16 protein-coding genes and 8 tRNA genes are annotated in these 20,007 nt (G+C 60.9%); 3 read left to right on the plus strand and 21 right to left on the minus strand.

Annotated elements, in window-relative coordinates:
• Positions 1-185 precede the first annotated feature (185 nt).
• The 17 genes from CLU94_RS04275 to CLU94_RS04355 all read right to left on the minus strand — a co-directional run bounded on the left by CLU94_RS04275 (position 186) and on the right by CLU94_RS04355 (position 10,136).
• Positions 186-596, minus strand: a complete 411-nt coding sequence (locus CLU94_RS04275) for a GNAT family N-acetyltransferase (protein ID WP_099664737.1) — start codon at positions 594-596, stop codon at positions 186-188.
• A complete protein-coding gene (locus CLU94_RS04280; protein WP_180278591.1) occupies positions 596-1,054 on the minus strand; it encodes an Ivy family c-type lysozyme inhibitor in 459 nt (152 codons plus the stop codon). Before CLU94_RS04280 ends, CLU94_RS04275 begins: the two co-directional genes overlap by 1 nt.
• Before the next feature lie 65 nt (positions 1,055-1,119).
• Positions 1,120-1,530 carry a hypothetical protein gene (locus CLU94_RS04285; protein WP_143451341.1) on the minus strand — a complete coding sequence of 137 codons (411 nt, stop codon included), beginning with the start codon at positions 1,528-1,530 and terminating at the stop codon, positions 1,120-1,122.
• 29 nt (positions 1,531-1,559) lie between these two features.
• A complete protein-coding gene (locus tag CLU94_RS04290; protein WP_257218672.1) occupies positions 1,560-2,708 on the minus strand; it encodes an amidase family protein in 1,149 nt (382 codons plus the stop codon).
• A 206-nt stretch (positions 2,709-2,914) separates the two neighbouring features.
• Positions 2,915-3,490: an elongation factor P gene (locus tag CLU94_RS04295; protein WP_034758247.1), complete on the minus strand. Its 576-nt coding sequence runs from the start codon at positions 3,488-3,490 to the stop codon at positions 2,915-2,917.
• Between the two features lie 135 nt (positions 3,491-3,625).
• Complete coding sequence (earP, locus tag CLU94_RS04300; RefSeq protein WP_099664740.1) at positions 3,626-4,795, minus strand: elongation factor P maturation arginine rhamnosyltransferase EarP; 1,170 nt, start codon at positions 4,793-4,795, stop codon at positions 3,626-3,628.
• A 94-nt stretch (positions 4,796-4,889) separates the two neighbouring features.
• A tRNA-Glu gene (locus CLU94_RS04305) sits at positions 4,890-4,965 on the minus strand.
• Positions 4,966-5,022: 57 nt separating this feature from the next.
• Positions 5,023-5,098, minus strand: a tRNA-Glu gene (locus tag CLU94_RS04310).
• Positions 5,099-5,221: 123 nt separating this feature from the next.
• Positions 5,222-5,297 (minus strand) — tRNA-Glu (locus CLU94_RS04315).
• Between the two features lie 241 nt (positions 5,298-5,538).
• Positions 5,539-6,576 (minus strand): DUF5694 domain-containing protein, encoded by a 1,038-nt coding sequence (locus tag CLU94_RS04320; RefSeq protein WP_257218673.1) that lies wholly within the window; start codon positions 6,574-6,576, stop codon positions 5,539-5,541.
• Between the two features lie 378 nt (positions 6,577-6,954).
• Positions 6,955-7,030, minus strand: a tRNA-Ala gene (locus CLU94_RS04325).
• A gap of 50 nt (positions 7,031-7,080) precedes the next feature.
• A tRNA-Glu gene (locus CLU94_RS04330) sits at positions 7,081-7,156 on the minus strand.
• Between the two features lie 38 nt (positions 7,157-7,194).
• Positions 7,195-7,270: transfer RNA gene (locus CLU94_RS04335), tRNA-Ala, on the minus strand.
• A 134-nt stretch (positions 7,271-7,404) separates the two neighbouring features.
• A tRNA-Glu gene (locus tag CLU94_RS04340) sits at positions 7,405-7,480 on the minus strand.
• A 67-nt stretch (positions 7,481-7,547) separates the two neighbouring features.
• Positions 7,548-7,623 (minus strand) — tRNA-Ala (locus tag CLU94_RS04345).
• Between the two features lie 124 nt (positions 7,624-7,747).
• On the minus strand, positions 7,748-9,154 hold the full coding sequence (gltX, locus tag CLU94_RS04350) for a glutamate--tRNA ligase (protein ID WP_099664742.1): 1,407 nt from the start codon (positions 9,152-9,154) through the stop codon (positions 7,748-7,750).
• 70 nt (positions 9,155-9,224) lie between these two features.
• A complete protein-coding gene (locus tag CLU94_RS04355) occupies positions 9,225-10,136 on the minus strand; it encodes a LysR family transcriptional regulator (RefSeq protein ID WP_099668160.1) in 912 nt (303 codons plus the stop codon).
• A gap of 101 nt (positions 10,137-10,237) precedes the next feature.
• Between CLU94_RS04355 and lysA the strand changes: the two genes are divergently transcribed.
• On the plus strand, positions 10,238-11,476 hold the full coding sequence (gene lysA, locus CLU94_RS04360; RefSeq protein WP_099664743.1) for a diaminopimelate decarboxylase: 1,239 nt from the start codon (positions 10,238-10,240) through the stop codon (positions 11,474-11,476).
• A 62-nt stretch (positions 11,477-11,538) separates the two neighbouring features.
• Positions 11,539-13,101, plus strand: a complete 1,563-nt coding sequence (locus CLU94_RS04365) for a phospholipase D family protein (RefSeq protein ID WP_099664744.1) — start codon at positions 11,539-11,541, stop codon at positions 13,099-13,101.
• Between the two features lie 15 nt (positions 13,102-13,116).
• Here CLU94_RS04365 and CLU94_RS27915 read toward each other — a convergent pair whose 3' ends face one another.
• From CLU94_RS27915 to apbC, 4 genes are all read right to left on the minus strand, one after another.
• Positions 13,117-14,079 (minus strand): hypothetical protein, encoded by a 963-nt coding sequence (locus CLU94_RS27915; RefSeq protein WP_143451342.1) that lies wholly within the window; start codon positions 14,077-14,079, stop codon positions 13,117-13,119.
• A gap of 160 nt (positions 14,080-14,239) precedes the next feature.
• On the minus strand, positions 14,240-15,925 hold the full coding sequence (locus CLU94_RS04375) for an alkaline phosphatase family protein (RefSeq protein WP_257218674.1): 1,686 nt from the start codon (positions 15,923-15,925) through the stop codon (positions 14,240-14,242).
• A 165-nt stretch (positions 15,926-16,090) separates the two neighbouring features.
• Positions 16,091-16,498: a DUF4399 domain-containing protein gene (locus CLU94_RS04380; RefSeq protein WP_034778045.1), complete on the minus strand. Its 408-nt coding sequence runs from the start codon at positions 16,496-16,498 to the stop codon at positions 16,091-16,093.
• An 87-nt stretch (positions 16,499-16,585) separates the two neighbouring features.
• Positions 16,586-17,674: an iron-sulfur cluster carrier protein ApbC gene (gene apbC, locus CLU94_RS04385; protein ID WP_034758315.1), complete on the minus strand. Its 1,089-nt coding sequence runs from the start codon at positions 17,672-17,674 to the stop codon at positions 16,586-16,588.
• 160 nt (positions 17,675-17,834) lie between these two features.
• Here apbC and metG point away from each other — a divergent pair, with 160 nt between their 5' ends.
• Positions 17,835-19,991 (plus strand): methionine--tRNA ligase, encoded by a 2,157-nt coding sequence (gene metG / locus CLU94_RS04390; protein ID WP_099664746.1) that lies wholly within the window; start codon positions 17,835-17,837, stop codon positions 19,989-19,991.
• The last annotated feature ends 16 nt before the right edge of the window (positions 19,992-20,007 follow it).

A 20,007-nucleotide genomic window follows, 5' to 3' on the forward strand; every position in this document is an offset into this window, starting at 1 on the left:
CGACCAATCGGACCGCTCACCACCTTTGCCCCGCCAGGTAGCGACGGCAAAGCACAGCACCAGCAACGCACCGCTGCGTAAGCTGCAGAGCGCGCATAATGACATGATGTCATTATCAATGCAACATTATTGCGTACAATAATGTTAATAGTTCTCTTGACACCTAAAGGTTGTTTTGATAATTCTCACGCCGCAGGACGGCGCATGTACTTATGCGGCGCCTCCAGTGGCGCAAAACCAAAGCTCGCATACAGGCCATGCGCGTCATCGGTGCCCAGCATCCAGACGACATCGCGCACACGCGCATCCCCAAGCGCGGCGGCCACGATCTGCTTTCCATAGCCGCGCCCCTGGTATTGCGGCAGCACAAACACGTCGCGCAGGTAGGCAAAATCCGTGTAATCGGTGATGACCCGGGCGAACGCCACTTGCTGGCCATCCACATAACCGCCGAAACACAGCGCGTTGGCGATGCCCTTGCGCACCGTTTCCAGCGCCACGCCGCGCTTCCAGTACGACTGCTCGCTCAGGTAGCGGTGGATCATGGCCACGTCCAGCTCGCCGCGTTCGCTGGAAATGCGCAGTGGCGCGTGCATCAGTTCTTGAACAACATGTCGGCTTCGGCGATGCTGGGTTCGCCGAAGTAGACGGTGCGCGAGCCGCCCTTGCCATCGCTGCCGATATACACGCCCGTCATGCTGCGCTCGGCCGGGTCGTACAGGATGGAGTAGCGGTGGCCGCAATTGTGCGGTTCGCAGACACTGCTCAGCAGACGCGCCTTGCCGTCGATCTCGACGGGCTTGAGCGGGCTCGCCACACCATTCGGCACCCAGCGCTGCCGCTTCAGGCCAGCCTTCTTCAGGCCGATATTGAAGGCCTTGCGAAAGGCGTAGTCCGCCTTGTAGACGTCGGGGAAGTACGGGCAGGTGTGGCCGCCGTCGCAGCTTTGCGCCTGCTCGATCAGCGACAGTTGCGGCGTACGCGCGTGCGCCGGCAGGGTGGCCAGCGCCACGGCGGCGCCCAGGAACAGGGGCAGGAACAAACGTGCGGACATGCAATCTCCTAAAAGCATTCAATAATGCGGGCAGCATAGCAGAATGGCATGCTTGCGCGCCCGCCTCAGGGAGAACAGCGGATACCGACGACCCCGTTGACCTTGCCTTCCGCCCATCCCGTCTCGCGCCAGCGGTACACGCCGGGCGCGACGATGATCAACTGCCACTCCACCAGCTTGCCAGCGGCATTGAGGCGGGTTTCATTGTCATAGCGCAAAGTCAGGCTGTGCTCCGTTTCCGCCACCACCGTCGCGGCAAAGCGGTTGGTTTCCCCCAGCTTGCTTTTCCACGTCCGGTCGCTGAAGATCGCCAGCCGCCGATGATCGTCAGACAGCTGCATGCGCGTAAAGTGCCGCGCTTCTTCGCAAACGCTATTCGTATTGACGCTGTCGGACCAGCTGCCAGACAATTGCGCGGCATCAAAAGGAGTCGGAATGGCCGTCACGGCCGCAGTCAGCAGCAAGGTTGCAAGCATAGTTTATCGAAAGAAAACGAAAAAAATCATCATGGCAGGCGCAACGCCAGGGTAATGCTCGACGGCAGCGCGGGCGTGCGCCGGTGCAAAGTCGCCTGCTCATAGGCATACGCCATCGCGATGAGTTGCATGTCGCCGTGCGCAGGGCCGATGAAGGACAAGCCGACCGGCAAGCCCCCGGCCACGCCGGCCGGCACCGTAATATGCGGCAAGGCCGACGGCGCCTGCGCTACGCCATGGCAGGTGGGGCCCACCAGCGCATCGAGGCTGTGCGAGCCCAGCAGCGCTTCGATGCCGCCGGGCCCGGGCGCGGGCGGCATCTCGATCAATTCCGCCCCCTGCTCGCGCAACGCCAGCAGCGCCTGCCCGATCACGGCATCGGTCCCGGCGCACAGGCCGAACAGGCTGCGCGCCACGCCGATGCGGCGCCCATGCAAGCCGGCGGCATCCAACACCACGCCATCGGCCAGGCGCTCGCCGCTCAGGGCCGCGAGCAGCCAGGCCGCCTCGCGCACGCTGGGCGCCATCGGTCCGGCCGTGGCTGGCTCGCCGCCCTGCCCCGCGGCAGTCCTGCCCGTGGGCTTGATGGCGACCAGGCCGCAATTTGAAGCCGGCGCGACGATGGAACCGTCCACCGCGCTGTCGACGGCGAGGATGGTCAGCCCGGCCCAGCTGGCACTGGCATGCGGCACGCTGACGGCGGCCCATTGGCGCAAATTGCTTTTGCCGATGATGACGGCGCCGGCTGCGCGCAAGCGCGCCGCCACAAAGGAATCGCAGCTGGCATGCGTGGCCAGGGGCGCCTGCGTGCGCGTCTTCATGCGGTCGCCCGTGGCGATATTGTCGCGCAAGACGACGGGAATGCCGTGCAAGGGGCCGCGCACCTTGTGCACCTGCCGTTCGCGGTCCATTTCCAGGGCGATTTTCAACGCATCGGGGTTGATTTCAATGCCGGGATAGGCGCGCGCGCCGATGCTGCACAGGGAACGGATGCGCCCCAGGTACTGCGACGTCAGCGCATGGGAACTGAGTTTGCCTGCCTGCATCATCTGCTGTTGCGGCAACACGCCCGCATCGAGCAGATGGGCCATGGGGCTGGCGGGCGCCGTGGCACGGGCCAATACGGGACGCGCCACGCCCCGGGACGCGCCACTGCGTAACATCTGACTGCGCTGCATGCTATCTCCAGGAAACTTCAATGTTTCTACCGCAATAATGTTGTAGCCATAGCATAGCAGTCCTTGCAACACAATTGTTGTTGAAGGGAATTATTTTTTAAGCAAAAAAAACGCCGCCCGAAGGCAGCGTTTCTTGGTGATCCAGCACTGAGGCAAACCAGACCGGCATCTGCCGGGCCATGCGCGCGGCGCAGTGCAAGAATCTATCAGTTGCGTACGACACGCTTGTATTCGTTGGTACGGGTGTCGATTTCGATGACGTCGTCCTGTGCCACGAACAGCGGCACTTGCACGGTGTGGCGGTGTGCGTCGATGGCGTTTTCGATCTTGGCTTCTTTCAGGACGTTGCCCGAAGTATTGCCCTTGACCGCTGGCTCCGAGTACACCACTTGACGGGCGATGGTCGTAGGCAGTTCAACGGAGATAGCTTTGCCGTCGTAGAAAATGGCTTCGCATTCCATGCCATCTTTCAGGTAGTTCAGCGCTTCGCCCAGGTTTTCTTCTTCGATTTCGTACTGGTTGTACTCGGTGTCCATGAACACGAACAGCGGGTCGGCGAAGTACGAATACGTCACTGGCTTTTTATCCAGAACAACAACGTCAAACTTGTCGTCGCCGCGGAACACGTTTTCCATCGGGGTGTTCGTCAGAAGATTTTTCATCTTCCATTTGTAGGTGAAGCCCGTGCGGCTCGAACCGTTGACATCAGAACGCAACACGATCATTGGCTTGCTGTCGACCATGATGATATTGCCAACACGAATTTCTTTTGCGGGTTTCATAGGAATGTACGTAAAAAGTGGGTTGCATGAAGACCATCTGCCGCCTGTGCGCCATCGGCGCCGCAAGCTTGCGTTTGATCGGTTAAAAATACGTTAGAAATAACCGGGCATTTTACCTTAATTTTTGGCAAGCGCCTATCTCGTCGCGCCAGCGAACGCCAGCAGGTTACTTGCCAGATCGCCATTGGCCTGCATCTGCCGCTGCCAGGCCTGCGCGCGCGCCCGGATGCGCGGCAGGTTGGTTTGCAAGGCGGGCCACAGTTGCGCCCATGGCAAGGCGTCCGCGCTGGCGCCATTCCAGGCCAGCGCCGCCTGCACCAGGCTGTCGATGGCGCCGTCCGCATCGGCCGCATAGCGCTGCAGGAAGGCGCGCAATTTCACGTGATGCAAGTTTTCATCCTGCAGATAGATATGCCAGAGAAACGGCTGGCCCGCCCATTGCGCGCGCACGAAGGAATCCTCGCCGCGTACGAAATTGACGTCGCAAGCCCACAGCAGGCGGTCGTAATCGTCTTGCGGCACGAACGGCAGCACGCGCACGGTGAGCGCGCCGCGCATGCGCGCCGCACCGGCCAACGCCGCATCGTCGCCGATAAACGCCTGAACGGCATCGAACGCGACGCCTTCCGGCACCAGGCACGTCACGGGCTCGCTGCCCACCTGCCAGGCTTCAAACAGCTCGGCGACCGGCGCAGACGGGTAGCAGAACAGCGACACCTTCAAGGCGGACATTTCCGCCGCCGTCACGCCGAATTGTCCGAGGAATGCCGCCATGGCGCCCGCATCGGCCTGGAATGCCAGCCTTTTCTCGTCCAGCGCCGCTTCGCGCAACAGGCCGCCCGTCTTGTTCGTAAAGCCGGGAAAGAAGAAATGCTTGATCATGCCGTGGCGCGGCGACGTCAGCGCGTGGCAGCCCTCGACCCACTCTTCCGCCGTCAAGCCTTCCAGGTTCAGCCACACGGGATGCGGCGCGCACTGCGCCATGGCGGCGATATAGCCGGGCGGAATGTCGCAGGCAAAGAATTCGATGACGATGTCGGCGATGTCGGCCGGCGCGAATGCGCCATCCTGGTCGCGCCAGTGGCGCACCGTGATGCCGCCGGCCTGCTGCACTGGCGCCGCCACGTCGATTTCCGGACAGATGCGCCGGAAACTCGGCAAATCATCGACCCACAGGGTGACAGCCACGCCATGCTCGCCGCTCAACTGCCGCGCCAGGCGCCAGCAAATGCCGATATCGCCGTAGTTGTCGACGACTTTGCAGAAGATGGCCAAGGTTGGCGCGCGATCGGTAGCTAATGGCATATTCAAAGGGGAAGAGAAAAATGTGGCATGGCAGCCCATAACAAAAAAGCCGCACTGTTACCAGGCGGCTTTTTGTTGGCTGATTCAGCCGGTCTGGCGTCCCCAAGGGGATTCGAACCCCTGTACTCACCGTGAAAGGGTGATGTCCTAGGCCTCTAGACGATGGGGACAGAAAATCTGTCCTGAATGCACTATTCCGCATCCCGACCTGTTACTGCTTGCGAATCTGGCGTCCCCAAGGGGATTCGAACCCCTGTACTCACCGTGAAAGGGTGATGTCCTAGGCCTCTAGACGATGGGGACAGAAATCTGTCCTGAATGCACTATTTGCATCCTGACCCGGTACTGCAGCAATATTGCAGAAACAAAAAAAGCCTGACTTGTCAGGCCCATTCAGCACTGCACTCTTACCTTACAACTAAATCCTGGCGTCCCCAAGGGGATTCGAACCCCTGTACTCACCGTGAAAGGGTGATGTCCTAGGCCTCTAGACGATGGGGACCTGTGCTGGCTTTACTCTCAGCGGACTCTTCGTTGAAGGCTTTGCTTAGCCCCTCAAAAAAGCGTGCGCGAAGTTTAACACGAAGCGATTCACGAAATCAACTGCCGGCCTTCTTTTTTCCACCTTATTTGTATCATCGCCCCCTATGAGGACAGGATGATGACAGGAAGATATGGAAGCGGCGGTACGCCAGGCACGCAGGGAAAACCGCGCCAACCGTCTGGCGCGGCAAAAGCATTCCTTAACGCAAGATATCGCCCGCATTGGCGATGCGCACGTCATGCATCTGGCCCAGATACGCCTCCAGGTAGCCCTTGTGGGATGCGCCGACGATGACCAGCACGCGCATGCCCGGGCGCGCCGCCATGATTTCGCGGATATTCGACGCCATGCGCAAGTTGCGCACCTCCCAGGAGGCCACGTAGTTGCGGCCATAACGCTGCGGCGACGGCTCTTCCAGCGCCGCGCCAAAGTCGCCGCGGAAGGCCAGGTCCGCCTCTGCGGGTCCGTTGTACGCGCGGTAGATCGCCAGCACACCGGCGGGCGTATTCCATTGCCCCTCAAACCCGGCATGGATGCGCTTGCGCTCGGCCGAAGAGGAATTATTCCAGGCCGCCCTGATCGCCTTAGCATACGCCTTTTCATCATCGACAGGCATATCGGACGTATGGTCATCCATGGCATGCACCCGCTCGTGCCCGCCCTTCGCCGCCAGTACGGCAGCAATCTGATAGCTCTCGTTGCGCTGCCCCAGCAAGGAATTGAGGTTCACGGCCAGGGGCTCGCTCACGCCGTCACCGGCGCGCCGCTCATCCGCGGGCAGGCGCAGCCATTGCACCAGCGCCGATGCACGCTCGCCACCGGCCAGGAACAGGGAAGCCAATGCGCGCCGCTGGGCGGCGGACGGCGCCGCCGGCCAGGCGGCCAGCAAACGTTCGGCCTGCGCCGTGGCCGCCACCACATCGAGCCCCGTGGCGGCCCGCGCGGCGGAAGTGTCATAGCAATACGCTTTCACCGTATCGTCATAGCGCTGCGGATAGGCGCGCAAGTAAGCGCATTGCAAGCCGGAAAGCGCCTCGATCGCGATCGCATCCGGCCGCCAGCCCGCCAGGCGCTCGTTGAGCAAGCTCAATTGAGACGGATCAAACGATGTTGGCAATTGCGCCAAATGGGGCGAACCGAGCACCAGCACGTCATTGAACGGCCCCTTTTGCAACTTCAGCGCACCAGGATCGAATTTCGCCGCAGGCGGCGCCTCCGCGTGCGCGGGAACGTGCATAACAGCAGCAAGAAAAAAACTGGCAAATACGCGGTGCATCCTGTCTCCTCAGTGTAATGGTCCATTTTTTATCCGCGGGCATAATGAAATCAAGCCGCCTGCCAAATGTAACCACTCCGCAAATCACTGTCAGTTATATCCATGCAACCAATAGGCACAAAAAAAGCCGCCCGAGGCGACTTTGATGTATTTCCATTTCCACCCCATTGGCAAACGCAAGCGGGATCAAACACTCGCCTCTTGCCTGCCATACAAACATCCCAACAGTTAAACCATACTTCCCTGAAAGGCATAACAACAAATGCTTCGGAAATAAAAAAAGCCGCTCAAGGCGACTTTGATTTATTCATTACAATTTACTACCTGTTTCTGCGCTGTTGGTGGAGGTAAGCGGGATCGAACCGCTGACCTCTTGCATGCCATGCAAGCGCTCTCCCAGCTGAGCTATACCCCCCGGGCGCAGAAACACTGCTACTTCTTTACAACCACAACACCAGACTGAACTGGCGTCCCCAAGGGGATTCGAACCCCTGTACTCACCGTGAAAGGGTGATGTCCTAGGCCTCTAGACGATGGGGACCTCGGTACTACAGTTTTACCACCTTACTTCTGCGCTGTTGGTGGAGGTAAGCGGGATCGAACCGCTGACCTCTTGCATGCCATGCAAGCGCTCTCCCAGCTGAGCTATACCCCCCGGGCGCAGAAATAATAAAAGCCGCACTTGGCGACTTTGTTCCACTACTTGCTTTCCATCCAGATTCCGCTTTTTACGGGCCTGAACTTACAACAATCAGTACAAACAACTGCCACTACTATATCACAACTACCTGGCGTCCCCAAGGGGATTCGAACCCCTGTACTCACCGTGAAAGGGTGATGTCCTAGGCCTCTAGACGATGGGGACCGCGGAACTTCCAAACAACTACTGCACCACTTCAACGACTAACAAAACCTGACTGCGGTTTTGCTGCTGGTGGAGGTAAGCGGGATCGAACCGCTGACCTCTTGCATGCCATGCAAGCGCTCTCCCAGCTGAGCTATACCCCCGTTGGTGCAGAAACAAGAGTATAGCAAAGAAGTTTCACTCTGCAAATACCCTTTTTCGTCTATGAGCAACTTTTCATAGGGGCGGTTTCCGCACCGCATTTACACGCTCAATTCAGCGCGACGATTACAGCCACTTTGCCAGGCGCGCCAGCACGGTGTCGCGGCCGAACATCACCACCACCTGGTCGATGGCAGGCGTCTGCAGCTGGCCCGTCAAGATCAAACGCAAAGGCATGGCCAGCAGCGGCATCTTGATGGTGTTCGCGGCCAGCACTTCCTTGATCATGGCGGCGACGGCTTCCTTGCTCCACTCCACCGTGGCGATACGCTCGGCAAACTGCGCCAGCACGGGCTTGATGGCGTCCGTGATGTGCTGCGTGACCAGTTCCGCTTCCGGCTGCGGTTCGCGGAAAAACAGCATCGAGGCGGCAGCCAGCTCATTGACGGTGTTGGCGCGCTCTTTCATCATACCCAGCACTTGCGCCAGGTCCGGCGCGCCTTCGAAGACGGCGCCGGCGGCGACCATTTGCGGACGCGCCAGGTCGGCCAGGCGGGTATTGTCGGCCTGCTTGATATAGTGGTTGTTCAGCCAGGCCAGTTTTTCATTGTTGAACTGGGCCGCCGATTTCGACAGGTGGTTCAGGTTGAACCACTCGCAGAACTGCTCGGTCGAGAACACTTCATCGTCGCCATGGCTCCAGCCCAGGCGCGCCAGGTAGTTCAGCATCGCTTCCGGCAGGAAGCCCTGCGCCGGGTAATCCATCACGCTGACGGCGCCATGGCGCTTCGACAGCTTTTCGCCGTCCGCGCCCAGGATCATCGGCAGGTGGCCGTACAGCGGCAGCGGTGCGCCGATGGCGCGCAGGATGTTGATCTGGCGCGGGGTGTTGTTGACATGGTCGTCGCCGCGGATCACGTGGGTGATCTGCATGTCCCAGTCATCGACGGCCACGCAGAAGTTGTACGTCGGCGTGCCGTCAGGGCGGGCGATCACCAGGTCGTCCAGCTCGCGGTTGGAAATCGTGATCGTGCCCTTGACCACATCGTCCCACGTCACGTCGCCATCGAGCGGGTTCTTGAAACGCACGACGGGCTTGCGGTCGGCCGGCACGGCCGGCAGGGTCTTGCCAGACTCCGGACGCCAGGTGCCGTCGTAGCGCGGCTTTTCACCGGCGGCGCGCATGCGCTCGCGCATCGCTTCGACTTCTTCCGGCGACGAGTAGCAGTGATATGCCGTGCCCTCAAGCAGCATCTGCGCCACCACTTCGCGGTAGCGGTCCATGCGCTGCATCTGGTAGAACGGGCCTTCGTCGTGGTCCAGGCCCAGCCACTTCATGCCTTCGATGATGGCTTGCACGGCTTCCGGCGTGGAACGCTCCACGTCCGTGTCTTCGATGCGCAGCACGAAGGTGCCGCCGAAGTGGCGGGCATACGCCCAGCTGTACAAAGCGGTGCGGGCGCCGCCCAGGTGCAGATAGCCGGTCGGGCTGGGAGCGAAACGGGTACGGACGGGAGTAGCGGTTGTGGTCATCGAAGTAGTCAGGCTTGAATAAGTAAAACGCCATTTTACTCTGTTGACCGCCGCCGCTCCACAAGCACCGTCACAGCTGCAGCAAGCGCCTTTTCACCTCCGCCGCCTGCGCATGCAGCGCCTGCTCGAACAGGGCGACCAGTTGCGACAGGGGCCGGTGCAGGGGCTTGACCAGATTCACCGTAAATGGCAGGGAAACGCCGAAGCGGCGGATCTGCAAGCCCTGCCCCGCGTAGTCCAGCGCCGTGAGCGGATTGACGATGGCCAGGCCCACGCCTTCGCGCACCATCGCGCACACGGAGGCAGCGCTGTGCGTGTCGAGCGCCATGCGCCGTTCCACGCCCGCCTGCGCGAAGATGGCGTCGATCTGCTGGCGGTAGGGGTCGACGGCGGCCAAACTGATGAAAGGCTGGCCCGCGAAGTCCGCCGGCTGCAGCACGGCCTTGCCGGCGAGCGCATGGCCGTCGGGCAGCACGCACACTTCATCGACGGACATCAATGTATCGAGCGCGGTGCCCGGCGGCGCATTGCCCACTTCCGTCAGGCCGATATCGTGGCGCTGCGCCGACAGCCACTCTTCCAGCAGCGGCGACTCCTGCGGCGTGATGCTGATGCTCACCTTGGGAAAATCGGCGACGAAACGCTTGCACGCCTGCGGCAGCAGCGACTGGGAAAACACGGGCAGGCAGGCGATCGACAACTGTCCCTGGTCGAACTGGCGCAGGGCCGCCGCCGTGCTGACGATGCGCTCGAGGCCGAAATACGCGCGCTGCACTTCCTCGAACAGCTGCAGCGCCTGGGCCGTGGGACGCAGCCGTCCCCGCTCGCGCTCGAACAGGGTCAGGCCCGTCAAATGCTCGAGGCGCGCCAGTTCGCGGCTGACGGTGGGCTGCGACGTATGCAGCATGGCGGCGGCGGCCGTCACGCTGCCCGTCGTCATGATGGCGCGGAAGACTTCGATATGGCGCAGGGAGATAGTCATGGCCATATCATAAATGAATAAGGTAGCCTCAAATAGATATTTTATAGTCGAAGCACAATCGGCCATCATGCGCTATCTCCTCATTCCACCGAAAGCACACGATGAAGCCCGTCACCGACCAGACCCTCGCCCAACTCGCCCAGGAACACGGCACGCCCCTGTGGGTGTATGACGCGGCCACCATCCGCGCGCGCATCGCGCAGCTGGCGCAGTTCGACACGGTGCGCTTCGCGCAAAAGGCCAATTCGAACATTCACCTGCTCAACCTGATGCGCGAAGCGGGCGTGCACGTGGACGCCGTCTCACTGGGCGAGATCGAGCGCGCGCTGCAGGCAGGCTTTGCGCCGGCGCAAACGAATGGCGCCGCCGGCGTGGTCTTCACCTGCGACCTGTTCGACCGCGCCACCCTGGCGCGCGTGGCGGCGGCAAAGATCGAAGTCAATTGCGGCTCCGTCGACATGCTGCGCCAACTGGGCCCCGTGTCGCCCGGCCACCGCGTCTGGCTGCGCATCAATCCCGGCTATGGCCATGGCCACAGCAACAAGACCAATACGGGCGGCGAAAACAGCAAGCATGGCATCTGGCATGAAGAGCTGCCGGAGGCGCTGGCCGTCATCCGCGCACATGGCCTGCACCTGGTGGGCCTGCACATGCACATCGGCTCGGGCGTCGACTACAGCCACCTGGAAACCGTCTGCGGCACCATGGTCGACCTGGTGAAAAACATGGGCCACGACATCGAAGCCATTTCCACGGGCGGCGGCCTGTCCGTACCCTATCGCGAAGGCGAGCAGCCGGTCGACACGGACCACTACTTCCAGCTATGGGATGCGGCGCGCAAGCAGATCGAGGCGCACCTGGGCCATCCCGTGCACCTGGAAATCGAACCGGGCCGCTTCCTCGTGGCCGACGCGGGCTTGCTGGTGGCCGAAGTGCGCGCCACCAAGCAAATGGGCGGCAACCACTTCACCTTGCTCGATACGGGCTTCAATGAACTGATGCGCCCTGCCATGTATGGCAGCTACCATGAAATGTCGGTCATCGCGCATGACGGCCGCGCACTGGACATGCAGCGCGCTACCGTCGTCGGCGGCCCCCTGTGCGAATCGGGCGACGTCTTCACCCAGCGCGATGGCGGCGTGGTCGAAACACGCCTCCTGCCCGCAGCGCAGGTGGGCGACTACGTCGTCTTCGAAGGCGCGGGCGCGTATGGCGCGTCGATGTCGTCGAACTACAACAGCCGTCCGCATGCGGCCGAATACCTGGTCGACGGAGAACAATCCCGCCTGATCCGCCGCCGCCAGACGGTGGCCGAACTGATCGCGCTGGAACAACTGTAACACCTCGCCCCGTGCGGGCATGCGCATCTGCTAACATCGGGGCAACCCGATGAAAGCCCGCCATGCCCGCCCAAGCACTTCCCTTCCGCAGCGCCACCCGGCTGCTGCCGCTGCTGCTGTCCGCCGTCCTCGCCGGCTGCGCCTCGTTGCCTTCGCTGGAAGGCCGCGTGGCATCCAGCGTCATCGCCGACACAAAGCACACCCAGCTGGCCACGGCCATTGCGCCCATGGTGGCGCAGCATCCCGGCGTGTCCGGCATTTACCCGCTCGCCGACGGACGCGACGCCTTTGCCGCGCGCGCCCTGCTGGCCGCCGCCGCCCAGCGCAGCCTGGACGTGCAGTACTACATCTGGCACAAGGACATCACGGGCACCCTGCTGTTCGACGCCCTGCGCCAGGCAGCCGAGCGGGGCGTGCGCGTGCGCCTGCTGCTCGACGATAACAACACGGCGGGCCTGGACCAGACCCTGGCGATGCTGGGCAAACAGCACAACCTGGAAATCCGCCTGTTCAATCCCTTTATGCCCCGCGCGCCGCGCGCGCTGGCCTTTGCCACCGATTTTTCCCGCCTCAACCGGCGCATGCACAACAAATCGTTCACGGCCGATAACCAGGCCACCATCGTCGGCGGGCGCAATGTGGGCGACGAATATTTTGGCGCGGCCGGCGACGTGCTGTTTGCCGACCTGGACGTGCTGGCCATCGGCTCCGTCGTCAACGACGTTTCGCGCGATTTCGACCGCTACTGGAACAGCGCCTCGGCCTACCCCGCCAGCCTGTTGCTCACCAGCCCTGTCGAGGGTGACGCGGCCACCATCGCCGCCGAGGCGGACCGTATCGACGACACCAAGGCAGCCGAGGAATACGTGCAGGCGCTGCGTACCTCGCCCTTCGTCAGACAAATGATGGAGCGCACCCTGCCCTTCGAATGGGCCAGGACGCGCATGGTCAGCGACGACCCGGCCAAAGTGCTGGACAAGGCCAGGCCAGGCACGGGCGTGGCGGACAACCTGAAAAACCTGCTGGGCGTGCCGGAAAAGGAAGTGGACCTGGTGTCGCCGTATTTCGTGCCCGGCAAAGCCGGCACCCAGGCCTTCGCCGACCTGACAAGAAAAGGCGTCGGCGTGCGCATCCTGACGAATGCGCTGGAAGCGACCGACGTGGCGGCCGTGCATGCGGGCTATGCGAAGTGGAGAAAACCGCTGCTGGAAGCGGGTGTGCTGCTGTACGAGTCGCGCCGCTCGTGGGAAGCCGGCGATGCGCGCGCACAGCCGGGCCGCTTCGGCAGCTCCGCATCGAGCCTGCATGCGAAGACCTTTGCCGTCGACGACCGGCGCATCTTTGTCGGCTCGTTCAACTTCGACCCGCGCTCGATCGAATTGAACACGGAAATGGGCCTCGTCATCGACAGCCCCGCGCTGGCCAGCCAGCTGGGGCAAGCCATGCGCACCACCATCCCGCAGCGCGCCTACCAGGTACTGCTGGGCGACGACGGCGCACTGTACTGGATCGCCCGCGACGCCAGCGGCGCCACCACGCGCTACGACACGGAGCCGGGCACCAGCGTGTGGAAGCGCATCGGGGTGGCGATACTGTCGGTGCTGCCGATTGATTGGCTACTGTAAAGCACGCAGCCTATGTCATTTCCCGCGAAATGGCCGACAATATTTAAGGTCGGGGGATGGTTTCTCACCATCAAAAAATATCATTCTCAAACCAATAACCGTATCTGAGTAGTGACAATGAAAATTGGGATAATCCGGTACTGGCAACAGAGGTGGCGCCGGTGTGGTCTCAAGCCGGAACATCGTGCTCTGTAATCGGACGACCTCGGACAAGCGCACGGTCTTGCGCGTACTTTCATTCGGGAGATCAGCATCCCGTAAAACCGTGCGCGGTTGACCAAAATCTGACTGACCTACCGCGCTGGAGCTGAGGTAAAACAGTTTCATCGGTTTACGCAAAATAGCATTAAACTGATCGCTGTCCTCAAAGTTCAATATATCAAGCGGGGCGAAATCGGCCTGCAGATCCTTTCGGCAGTCTGATTCATACTCCGCAAATACCCATATATTATCGGCATCAAAGACAATAAGGCGTGGTACAGGCTCATCCGTTCTACATAATGCGTTTGGCCGCAAATCGATTGCAACAACACCAGCGTCGTTTCCTTCCAGTGATCGGCGCTCGTCACCGCCAAACCCAGGCCGAAGCAAATATATTTTGCGTGATTCTTCTTTAACAAGACTAACTGCACGATACGTCGTGTTGGCATAGGCCGAAAGCATTGGTTGAAACTGCAACTTGCCGGGATGCCACACGCTCACTCTGTAGCGACCTATCTCATGCCAATCCGGCTTCTGCGGTCGCTCCATCACCCAAAAACCCGGCGGGTCACATTTTGGCGGCACTTCACTATGCTCACATTTGTTATAGGCATGCAGATCAAGCCCGTTGCTCAGACTTAGCCACGGCTTGTCGGCCTTCAAGGGAACGGCATAATAATAGTCATATGAGGCATGATCGAAGTGTGGCACGACGCACCCCGGCAGCAAAATCCACATCAATGCCATACAACAACATTTGAATAGTGAACTGTTCATTGACGTCCTCATCGTGAAATAAAGAAATTTCACTATCCGTCAAGAACTTTGCGTGCCTATTGATATTTGTCGACTTACAACTCTTAAATCAATAAAAAAACAGGCTTCCGTGAAAACGCAAGCCTGGCCTTTACATCAACGATACACCTCTATGCCTGAACTACCGCACCACCTCCATCAACACCCGCCCCTCCGACGCCGACGGCTGGCGCACGCGCAGCAGGTGCGCCAGGGTCGGGGCGATATCGACCACTTCCGCATACTGGCCATAGGCGCCCGGCTTGATCCAGCGGGGGCCGAACACCATCAGCGGCACGTTGGTGTCATAGGTGTAAGGCGTGCCGTGCGAAGTGCCTCCCGCGCCCTTGCCGAAGTACCAGGCCGGCTTTGTCACGACCATCAGGTCGCCCGAGAGCTGGCGGTTCCAGGCGCGGCGCATCAGGGTGTCCATGCGCGTGGCAACGGCGCCCGTTTCCATCTGCGTGCGCGTGTAGACTTGCGCCAGGCCGTCCTGCTGCAGCAGGAAGCGGGCCGCCGCGTCTTCCAGGGCGGCGCGCTTGACGCCGCCCTTCTCCGCCAGCGCGTAATCGAGGTAGATATTCGGCAGCGACGACGTCGTCACCAGTTTATCGATGCCCAGGTTGGTCGCTAGGTGCTGGTTCAAGGCATCGACCAGTTTGGCGCCATCGATGCGTTTGGCCGAGAAGCCCCGCGTTTCGGCAAATTCCGGCACGTTGGCAAAACCATGGTCGGCCGTCAGCACCACCAGCACGTTGTCTATGCCGACTTTTTTATCGAGGTCGGCAAAGAAACCGGCCAGCATGCGGTCCAGGCGCTGCAGGTGGTCGTGCGACATCTTGCTTTCCGGGCCATAGGCATGGTTCACATAGTCGTGCGCGGACAGGCTCACGCCCAGGATATCGGGCACGCCGGCCGGGTTGTGGCCCAGGTTTTCGCCATCGATGGCGGCGCGGGCGAATTCCAGGGTCAGTTCATCGAGGAAGGGACCGGCCTTCAGGCGGCTGTAGTACTCGCCATCGAGCTTGCCGCTGTCGCTGTAGTAGGCGAACGGGAAGGTGTTGCGCGTGCCCGGCTTGGCCGGCACCAGATCATCGCGGGCATCGCGCGCATAGGCGGAATCGGCCAGCAGCGGCGTCCAGCTCTTGCCATAATAACGGTCCTGCGGTTTGGCGGCCTGGTAGCGATGCACCCATTGCGGATGCTGCTGCATATAATAGGTGCTGCTGGCAAAATTGCCCGTCTTTTCCATGTACATATACGCCGTGCCCGTTTTCCCGGCCAGCAGGATGGCGCCCCGGTCCTTGCCCGACACCGTGACGACCTTGGCCTTGTCGCCCGTGGAATAGCGCAACTCGTCGCCCAGGGTGCTCACGCGCAGTTTCGTCGGCGCCGTGCCGTCGTCGGGCTGCGTGTCTTCGCCGATGTAATGGAAATTGCCATCCTCGGTGCAGTACACGGATTTTTTCGTGACGGGATCGATCCAGTTATTGCCGATCACGCCATGCTGATACGGATAGGCGCCCGACAGCACGGCCGAGTGGCCGATGGCCGTGACCGTGATGCCATGCGCCTGGTGCGCGTCGCTGAACCACGCGCCCTGCTCCAGCAGGCGGCGGAAACCGCCCTGGCCGAACTGGTCGCGGTAGCGCGTCACCTGCTCTTGCGGCAAGCCGTCCACTACCAGCACCACCACCAGCTTCGGCTGCGCCGCACCGGCAGCAACAGCAGGAACGGCCTTGGCCGCATGCACCTGGCTCGCCGCCACGCCAGCCGCCAACAGCAGCGCCTGCGCCAGTTGCCGGGAAAGGGAGAAATGTTTCGTCATATCCGCTCATCAAAAGTTAGGCCACCGGCCAGCATACGCCGACTATATGACACAATAATGACAAGAGGCAACAATATGAAAAAGGCCAGGCTCCATCGCTGGAACCCGGCCTTTACTGGAACGGATGAATTTGCCTGACTTATTTGCCTGGCTTATTTGCCTGACTTACTTGACCGTCACCTTGATGCTTTTGCTCAACTCCGGCCCATACGACTGGTGCGCGCCGTTGGCAAACTGCATGGTCAGGGTGTACTGCCCCGGCGGCAAGGTGACGTCCGTTTCCGTCTGTCCTTTGCCAAAATGCAAATGTTTGTCATCCATGGGTATCATCTCGCCCGCCTTCATCGGCCCCATATTGATGAGCAAATGATGGTGGCCCGTCTTGGCCGTCATGTCGCCGGCCGGCTTGACGTCCATGCCGCTGACGGCAAATTTCACTTTGAACGGGCTGGTCACTGTCGCGCCATCGACGGGCTCGACGAACGAGACGGATTGCGCAAACGCGCTGGCGGCCAGCAGGCTGCCCGCGATCACGGCTGCGGCTTGGCGCAGGAATACGGTGGTCAATTGCATGATGTCTCCTCTTGTTTAATAACAACACGGACTGCATGAAACCATATTCCTGCTGACAATGGCGCGTGGCAGCGCCAAGCCTGACGTTTAATCGTTCTTGATGACGATCGACGGGAACTTGCTGGTCATATCCTTCGCCTTTTCCGCCACCTTGATCGCGATGGTGCGGGCGATCTGCTTGTAGATCACGGCGACGGGACCTTCCGGCTCGGCCACGACGGTCGGCGTGCCGGAATCCGTCTGCTGGCGGATCGCCATGGTCAGCGGCAAGGCGCCGAGGAATTCCACGCCGAAGTCCGCGCACATCTTCGCGCCGCCGCCGGCGCCGAAGATTTCTTCCGCATGGCCGCAGTTCGAGCAAATGTGCGTGCTCATGTTTTCCACCACGCCGAGGATAGGAATGCCGACCTTCTCGAACATTTTCAAGCCCTTGCGCGCATCCAGCAGCGCGATGTCCTGCGGCGTCGTGACGATCACGGCGCCCGTGACGGGCACTTTCTGCGACAGGGTCAATTGAATGTCGCCCGTGCCCGGCGGCATGTCGACGATCAGGTAATCGAGGTCGCGCCAGTTGGTCTGGTCCAGCAGTTGCTGCAAGGCTTGCGTGACCATCGGGCCGCGCCACACCATCGGCTCGTCCGGATCGATCATGAAGCCGATCGACGACACTTGCAGGCCGTGATTTTCCATCGGTTCCATGCTCTTGCCGTCGAGGGTCTTCGGCTGGCCGCTGATGCCCAGCATCATCGGCTGCGACGGGCCATAGATATCGGCGTCCAGCATGCCGACGGTGGCGCCTTCGGCCGCCAGGGCCAGGGCCAGGTTGACGGCCGTGGTCGATTTGCCAACCCCGCCCTTGCCGGAAGCGACGGCGATGATGTTTTTCACGTTGCTCATCGGCTTCAAGCCGCGCTGCACCGTGTGCGAAATGATTTTCGACGACACGCCCACGCTGACGTTGCCCACGCCCGGCAGCACGCGCAGGGCGGCCAGCACGGATTTGCGGATCAGGTCGATCTGGCTTTTAGCGGGGTAGCCCAGTTCGATGTCGAGCGAAATATCATCGCCATCGACCTTCAGATTCTTGACGGTTTTGCTGGAAACGAAATCTTTATGTGTATTTGGATCAATAACCTGGGCCAGCGCGGCCTTGACGTCTTCTACTGTGATGCTCATGTAAATCTCCGTGTGTACTACATATGTGCAATACGCGCAGTCTAGCGCAAATTTGCATGGCGCGATGGCGGCAAAAGCATCACTTGCCAGCGCTGCATCTGCTCATATTGCCTTTCCGCTGTTAAAATGACCTATTATCCATCCCAAAAGTGCATCAATCATGACTCGCAAGCTGTTCGTCACCACTGCCCTGCCTTACGCAAACGCCGCTTTTCACATTGGCCACATCATGGAATACATCCAGGCCGATATCTGGGTCCGGTTCCAGCGAATGCAACGCGATGGCGCAGCCGGCCGTGAAGTGCACTTTGTGGGCGCCGACGATACGCATGGTACGCCCATCATGATCGCCGCCGAAAAGGAAGGCATTACGCCGCAGCAATTCGTCGCCAACATCGCGGCCGGCCGCGCCCAGTACCTCGATGGCTTCCATATCGCCTTCGACAACTGGTATTCGACCGATTCGCCGGAAAACGTTGATCTGTCGCAATCGATCTACCGCAAGCTGCGCGATACGGGCCTGATCGTCACGAAAACCGTCGACCGCTTCTTCGATCCGGTCAAGGGCATGTTCCTGGCCGACCGCAACATCAAGGGCGAATGCCCGAAATGCGGCGCCAAGAACCAGTACGGCGACAATTGCGAAGTGTGCGGCGCCGCTTACCAGCCGACCGACCTGGTCAACCCGTTCTCCGTGTTCACCAACGCGACGCCCGTGATGAAGCCGTCGGAACAGTACTTCTTCAAGCTGTCCGACCCGCGCTGCTTCGAATTCCTCAAGGATTGGCTCAACACGCCAGGCCGCCTGCAGCCTGAAATGGTCAACAAGGTCAGCGAATGGCTGGGCGAAGCGGGCGAAAAGCTGGCCGACTGGGATATCTCGCGCGATGCGCCCTATTTCGGCATCCCGATTCCCGATGCGCCGGGCAAGTTCTTCTATGTGTGGATGGACGCGCCGGTCGGCTACCTGGCCAGCCTGAAAAACTATTGCGACAAGAAAGGCCTCGATTTCGACGCCCTGCTGAACGATCCTGCCACGGAACAAATCCACTTCATCGGCAAGGACATCGTTTCCTTCCATTTGCTGTTCTGGCCCGCCATGCTGAAATTTGCCGGCCACCCGGTGATCGACAAACTGAAAGTCAATGTGCACGGCTTCCTGACGGTCAACAACGAAAAGATGTCGAAGTCGCGCGGCACGGGCATCTCGCCGCTGCGCTACCTGGACCTGGGCATGAACCCGGAATGGCTGCGCTACTACATCGCTTTCAAGCTGAACTCGAAAGTGGAAGACCTGGACTTCAACGGCGACGATTTCGTGGCCCGCGTGAACAGCGACCTGATCGGCAAATACGTGAACATCGCCAGCCGCTGCGCCGGCTTCATCGCCAAGCGTTTCGACGGCAAGCTGGCATCGACGCTGTCGGAAGGCGCGCAAAGCTGGATCAACCGCGCGCTGACGGTGGACGCCAACGGCGTCATCGTCGAGCGCCAGGCCAGCATCGCCGCGCACTTCGAGAACCGCGAATTCGGCAAGGCCTTGCGCGAGATCATGGAAATCGCCGACATCACCAACCAGTATGTCGATGAAAACAAGCCGTGGATCCTCGCCAAGGATGCGGACAAGACCGCCGAACTGCACGACGTGTGCACGACGGCCCTGATCCTGTTCCGCCAGCTGACGATCCTGCTGTCGCCGGTCTTGCCGGGCGTGGCCAAGAACGTGGCCTCGTTCCTCAACGACGAGCAATTCACCTGGGCCGATACGCAAGTGTTCGGCGACGCCGTCTCGAACAGCATGCTGGGCCGTACCATCGGCGCCTACAGCCACTTGATGACGCGCATGGATGCAAAGATGATCGAAGCGCTGTTTGACGCACCGCAAGCTGCCGCCATCGCGGCGCCGGCTGGCGATGCCGCGAACGACGCCGCAGCGGTCGCTGAAACACCGGCCTCCGCCATCGAGGAACTGGCGCCCGAGATCAAGATCGACGACTTCCTCAAGGTCGACTTGCGCATCGCGAAAATCGTCAACTGCGAACTGGTCGACGGCTCGGACAAGCTGCTGCGCCTGACCCTGGACGCGGGCGAAGGCCGCTTGCGCAATGTGTTCTCCGGCATCCGTTCGGCCTACCAGCCGGAAGAGCTGGTCGGCAAGCTGACGGTACTGGTGGCCAACCTGGCGCCGCGCAAGATGAAGTTCGGCATTTCGGAAGGCATGGTCATGGCCGCATCAAGCGCCGACGAGAAGGCCAATCCAGGCATCTATATCCTGAACCCTTGGCCAGGCGCCGAACCTGGCATGCGCATCCGCTAAGCCCGCACAAGGACCG

Origin of the sequence: Janthinobacterium sp. 13 (genome assembly GCF_002749695.1) — a bacterium.
Lineage (GTDB): Bacteria > Pseudomonadota > Gammaproteobacteria > Burkholderiales > Burkholderiaceae_D > Janthinobacterium > Janthinobacterium kumbetense.